Source organism: Acidiphilium sp. (genome assembly GCF_049977125.1).
Classification (GTDB): domain Bacteria; phylum Pseudomonadota; class Alphaproteobacteria; order Acetobacterales; family Acetobacteraceae; genus Acidiphilium.
In genome coordinates, this window is the sequence record NZ_JBMFGY010000161.1 from 1 (window position 1) to 5,647 (window position 5,647).

At 56.8% G+C, this 5,647-nt stretch carries 6 protein-coding genes; 5 read left to right on the forward strand and 1 reads right to left on the reverse strand.

Annotated elements, in window-relative coordinates; translation table 11 throughout:
* A partial coding sequence (locus tag ACP5E6_RS15665) for a transposase (protein WP_427955594.1) occupies positions 1–340 on the reverse strand: 340 nt, incomplete at its 3' end.
* Between the two features lie 40 nt (positions 341–380).
* Between ACP5E6_RS15665 and ACP5E6_RS15670 the strand changes: the two genes are divergently transcribed.
* From ACP5E6_RS15670 to ACP5E6_RS15690, 5 genes are all read left to right on the forward strand, one after another.
* On the forward strand, positions 381–725 hold the full coding sequence (locus tag ACP5E6_RS15670) for a hypothetical protein (protein WP_427955597.1): 345 nt from the start codon (positions 381–383) through the stop codon (positions 723–725).
* Between the two features lie 100 nt (positions 726–825).
* Positions 826–1,095: a hypothetical protein gene (locus ACP5E6_RS15675; RefSeq protein WP_427955600.1), complete on the forward strand. Its 270-nt coding sequence runs from the start codon at positions 826–828 to the stop codon at positions 1,093–1,095.
* Between the two features lie 4 nt (positions 1,096–1,099).
* On the forward strand, positions 1,100–1,252 hold the full coding sequence (locus tag ACP5E6_RS15680) for a hypothetical protein (RefSeq protein ID WP_427955601.1): 153 nt from the start codon (positions 1,100–1,102) through the stop codon (positions 1,250–1,252).
* 351 nt (positions 1,253–1,603) lie between these two features.
* On the forward strand, positions 1,604–4,357 hold the full coding sequence (locus tag ACP5E6_RS15685; RefSeq protein ID WP_427955604.1) for a DEAD/DEAH box helicase: 2,754 nt from the start codon (positions 1,604–1,606) through the stop codon (positions 4,355–4,357).
* Positions 4,358–4,361: 4 nt separating this feature from the next.
* On the forward strand, positions 4,362–5,360 hold the full coding sequence (locus ACP5E6_RS15690; RefSeq protein ID WP_427955606.1) for an SWIM zinc finger family protein: 999 nt from the start codon (positions 4,362–4,364) through the stop codon (positions 5,358–5,360).
* Positions 5,361–5,647: the final 287 nt, after the last annotated feature.

Consider the following 5,647-nt stretch of genomic DNA (forward strand, 5'->3'; position numbering starts at 1 on the left):
CCTCCGCCTGCCTGGTCATCCGCGCATAACGGGGCAGTGCGGCACTCCGCCATTCCGCTGTCCCACCCTCGGGCTTTGGTATCCGACCCCGCGGCACCGTGATGTCGAGCGGCCCAAACGAACCGAGGATTTGCCGATGACGGACACCATGGCGATACCCGCTGGCCCCTTCGCCACCCCGCCGGTACCGCTTCCGTCCAAGTGCTGCCGTCAGCTCTTCCTCGAGCATCGTTTCAATGAACCCGCGGATCCGGTCCCGTACACCTGTCTCGATCGGGTCAAACCATGCCGCCCCGTCAAACAGGCTGGCTTCCGGCTTCGCTGTGCTATTCTGCTCCATGGCGTGATCTCCATCGGCGCGCAAACGCCGAGTCTGGTGGTTGAACTCACCCGGAGATTACGCCACCCAGAATTTCCACACACTTCACGACGCTACCAACAACGGACAGATGGGGAGTCCTTACGGTGTCGGCCACGAAATTAATCAAAGGCTGGGCGAGGCGCTCAAGGACAAGGGCAACGTAATTGTGGTCACGGGCGTTCCGTACAACAGGGTAAACGAGGTTCGCAAAGACGGTACGGAGTCCGGCCGGAAAAAACATCCCGGCATCAACGCGGTCAATCGCCACGGCCTGTGGGATTCCGCGACCGCGGAAGGGAACGTCGCCTCAGGGCGCGCGCCTGCTGATGTGCAATATTCTGGCCTTCTACCGTTCCCCGACTGATCGAATTTCTGGACGATCTTCATCGGGAGGTTTCACGCGAGGTCACCATTGCTTTCGGGATGATGGGACGACCCGAGGCACGAGCATCGCTAATACGTTGGTGAAGGACGAACCCTTGGCCGCGAGCGAAGCCCTCCACGTTGTCGGATGGCGGAAACCGGCGCTGCGACGTGATCTGGGCATCACGCTCCACCCGCTTGATGAGGATCCATTGAAAGTGCCGGCGGGTATGGCATCCTGGGAGCCATGGCCGGCGCATCTGGCGGCAGAACGGTTCGAGGAGACGTTGCATGACCTGATCCGTGCCCGGCAGGAAATTGTTCCGGCGCCGGACCATATCGGTTATGATCGAGCCGCAACAGCGGAGTAGGGCGATGGGCGACTATTTCAGAAACCTTCTGGCGGTCATGATGCTCGGAGCTGCATTCGGCTATATATTCGCCCCGCAGATCGATAAGGTGAAACCCGCCTTGTTGGCATGGAAAGCTAGACGGGCGCGCAGAAAACGTGGCGGCGTACGCTGGTAGGATGAAACAGCCATACCATTGCTGACCTGATCACGGCGGAACGACGTTGGTGCACGATGGGCTAACTGTGTCCGTCACTTTTATATCGCTTGCTTTGATGGCAGCGGTCGAAAACTCTTGGTTGGAATAGAAGTTTTAGGGATAATTGATGTTTTTGCGCCCAAAAATGCCGACGATAGATGTTACCAAATTACAATCCTCAGTCTATTCGTGCACCAACGCCCCCGGTACCTCTCCGGAATATCACAGGACCATGGCATGGTTAAACACAACCTCTAGTTTATTCATGCACCATCGCCGCTCAATGTTATCTCGAAAACGAACGCCCGAAAGGGTACCGAGGTTTCACCAATGAACGTCAGCACGCCAATACCGAGGCCTGTCGTAGCAGGGACGGTTCATTCCGAATTTTGGGATATCCCGCTCCAGTTGACCCCCTCTGGGCACCTTGGGTTCGTGGCGAATGCTCACAATGGACCTGCTCACATCCCGACTGAGATCTTTGAGGCCTTCGAACGCGGAACCGGAAATGGGCTACTTTGGCTTGGCACCGCAACGATGGGCCAATCTCTACCTCCAGTGCTCGGTTGGTGGCGCGCCTTCGCCCATCAATACATCGCGGCAATCCGCCTCCAATCGGCAGGGCGAGAGACCGATCTACTCTTCTCAGAACTACCTGAAGTGGAACAGCCAGACGCTGCCGAACTCGCTCGCCTCGTGTTGGCCGCACCCATCATGATTGGAGCGGAGTATATCACAGCTTCCTTGCTCCGAGATCTGTGGGTAGCTATCGGGCTCGCTCTTCGCGACACGCTGAGGTTACAAAAAAGCGGACTAAATGCCTACCTCCATGCGCTTAACCCAGCTTGGAGCCAGTTAGGCAGGGTCCATTTTAATCTTGCCGAAAACAGACGCGATCCAGATAACCCCTTTGCTTTCATGGCAACCTACACCACGCGTCTATCAGCGCAGTCGAAAGCACAACATTTGCCTCTCGGGCAGGCGCTCCGCGACTACGCCGGTCAGGCCAATCGTGAGAAGCTCTTGTCACTCCTGATGCCGGTCCAGCGCGCTGCAGAGCGTTGTGCATGGTTGCGGCCGTTGATCGAGCACGGCGAGATCTATCATCCCCTACGCTGGAAGCCGGCGGAGGCCGCACAGTTGTTGGCGAGCGCCGACGACCTCGAACTGACCGGGATCCTGCTCCGCATGCCGGCAAATTGGCACGCCAATCGTCCACCTCGCCCGCGAATTACTGCCACGATCGGCAGCCGGGAACCATCCACGTTGGGTCTCGGCGGCCTGCTCGATTTTCAGATGGATGTAACGCTGGACGGCGAAGCACTCACGTTGAGCGAAATCACGCAATTGCTAGCCGGAACGGATCAGTTGGTTCTGTTGCGGGGTAAATGGGTCGAAGTCGATCATGATCGCCTCAAGAAGGCCAGGGCAAAATTCGAGGCCGCGGAAGCTCTTGCAGCCGATAGGGGCCTTAGTTTCACCGACGCTATGCGGCTGCTGGCGGGTATGGATGATCAGGACGTTGCTGATCAAGCGGTGACCCGCGATTGGGCGGATGTCATGGCTGGCCCCTGGTTGTCGGAAACTCTCCGCGCGCTGCGTGCTCCGGCGGCCGATGATGTCGGTGTCGTGCCGGGTCTTTGCGGAACCCTGCGCCCGTATCAACAGGAAGGCGTTTCCTGGTTACGGCTGTTGACCGGGCTCGGATTGGGAGCCTGCCTCGCCGACGACATGGGGCTGGGTAAAACGATCCAGGTCATCTCTCTGCTGCTCGGTCGCAAAGCGGAGATGTCCGTACCAAAGGCCAGCATTCTCGTGGTTCCGGCCTCATTACTCTCAAACTGGGCCAGCGAAATCACACGATTCGCACCCTCCTTGTCCGTTGCGACCGTCCATCCGTCCGCAATGACGGCAGCTGACATGAAATCTTTCGACCAACATCAGACAACGCGCCATGACGTCATAATGACCACATATGCCACGTTGATGCGCTTGCCGGCGCTGATTTCCGCGAAATGGCGATACGCGATTCTTGACGAGGCGCAGGCAATCAAAAATCCGGCGGCTAAGCAAACAAAGGCGGTAAAGTCGCTCCACGCCGAGGCGCGTATCGCACTGACCGGTACCCCTGTAGAAAATTCGTTGGGTGACCTCTGGTCGATCTTCGACTTCATTAATCCCGGCCTGCTCGGTACCGGCAAACGGTTTAGTACCTATATCAAGGGACTGCCAGATCGTGCAGACAATCCGTATGGCCCACTGCGCAATCTTGTGCGCCCCTACATCCTACGTCGGATGAAGACCGATAAAGCAATCATTGCCGATCTGCCCGACAAAACCGAAGTCACAGCCCACTGCCTGTTGAGTCGCAAACAAGCGGCCCTCTACGCCGAAGCCGTTGAAGATCTGGCCCGTAGTCTGGAAGACGCCGAGGGCATTCAACGGCGTGGCCTTATTCTCGCCTCCTTGATGCGACTCAAGCAGATCTGTAATCATCCGTCGCAGTGGCTTAGTGATCACCGCTGGAATGGCGAGGAGAGTGGTAAATTCATCCGACTCCGCGAGATTGCCGAGGAGATCGCAGCCCGGCAGGAGAAAGTGCTTGTCTTCACTCAGTTTCGTGAAATGACCGCCCCCCTGGCGGCTCATCTAGCCGGGATCTTCGGGCGTGACGGTCTAATTCTGCACGGAGGCACGCCTGTTCGTCAGCGCAAATCTCTGGTCACGCGGTTTCAGGAAGACGAGACGATTCCGTTCTTCGTATTGTCTCTCAAGGCTGGAGGTGTCGGACTGACCTTGACCGCTGCCTCCCATGTCATTCATTTTGACCGCTGGTGGAACCCGGCGGTTGAAAACCAGGCCACAGATCGGGCATTCCGGATTGGCCAGAAATCAAATGTTCTGGTTCATAAATTCGTCTGTCAGGGAACGGTTGAGGAAAAAATCGATGCCTTGATTGAATCTAAGCGGATCCTATCAACCGAGCTCCTACCAGGTGCGGATGAAATTAACGTCACAGCTCTGAGCAACGACGCCCTACTTGATCTTGTGTCGCTTGATCTTGCATCTGTAGCGAAGGAATAGCGGAATGTCATGGTACTCGCGGAGCTGGGCACCCTACGTTTCCGTCGAGCAAAGACGGCGCAACGCTGAACGTGAAGTCGCGCGGAGGATGAAGGCCGGCCACGCGGTTGCACCTGTTCGCATCACCGGGCGCAGCATCACGACCACGGTTTGGGGCAACGCGTGGTGCGATAACCTCGAATCCTATCAGGACTACGCCAACCGGATCGACCGCGGACGGAGTTATGTGCGGAGCGGCGCGGTAATCGATCTCAAAATAGCACCACGAACAATCGAGGCGCTGGTCAGCGGGTCTGCCATCTATCACGTCACGATTTCGATCAGCGGAGTCTCCAACCTCAAATGGAAATCGATCTGTACAGACTGCGCCGGCCAGATCGATTCCTTGATCACACTGCTTCAGGGACGGTTGTCCGCGCCGGTAATGGAGCGGCTATGCCGGCAAGACCAAGGTTTGTTTCCAAAACCCTCCGAAATTCGCTTTAAATGCTCCTGTCCTGATCATGCGGTGATGTGCAAGCACATCGCGGCTGTACTGTACGGTGTCGGTGCTCGCCTCGATGCTCAGCCGGAACTGCTATTCCAACTACGCGATGTCCAAGCAGCCAGCCTCATAGCGAATGCGGGCACCTCGTTGCCCGACAGCCAAAATCACCCAACTTCGGAGCGGATTCTGAACGACGACGATGTCGCAACCTTGTTCGGCATCGATATAGCAGACGACGCAATTTCGGACAGATCAACACTCAAACCGCCGCGCCGTCCTTCTACTAAACAGCCACAAACACCTGTGCGGGAGAAACAACCCCAAGTAGCGACAGAGGGACCTCAGCAGCGGAGAAGATCTGTGAAAACGACGCCATCAGCCTCACAGAAAAAATCAAATAACGTATCCAATACGGTGTCAAATCTAGCGACGAACGTTCGGTCGCAGAAGGAAGATAAACCGATCCGGTGGTGGCTTCCCACGAAAACGCCGAAGAATTCAAAGACAAAATCGTGATCCCCAAATCAAATATCAAACCGTGCCGCATTCTCCCCGCGCCATATTTTGGGGTGGCCATGAGGTCCTCCATTTATGGATTGCACATCCGATATGGTTCGCCGCGTGCATCGCTGCCAAGATCTTTCTCAGCGTGATACTCGCAACCAGCCTTCAACTCTTGCGGATCGCATCCTTTGCCGCCAGGGAGCTGTGATCCCAGAGCTTTGTATGACTACCGCTGCCCAATGACCCCGGCAAACGGTGGGTCCTCGCCATGCTCATTCGCGCGGCTGATGCCGCGCTTC

Bases quoted from the DNA above. Each gene is read 5' to 3' on its own strand.
- ACP5E6_RS15690 (WP_427955606.1), top strand. From the start codon at position 4,362: ATGTCATGGTACTCGCGGAGCTGGGCACCCTACGTTTCCGTCGAGCAA.
- ACP5E6_RS15680 (WP_427955601.1), top strand. From the start codon at position 1,100: ATGGGCGACTATTTCAGAAACCTTCTGGCGGTCATGATGCTCGGAGCT.
- ACP5E6_RS15685 (WP_427955604.1), top strand. From the start codon at position 1,604: ATGAACGTCAGCACGCCAATACCGAGGCCTGTCGTAGCAGGGACGGTT.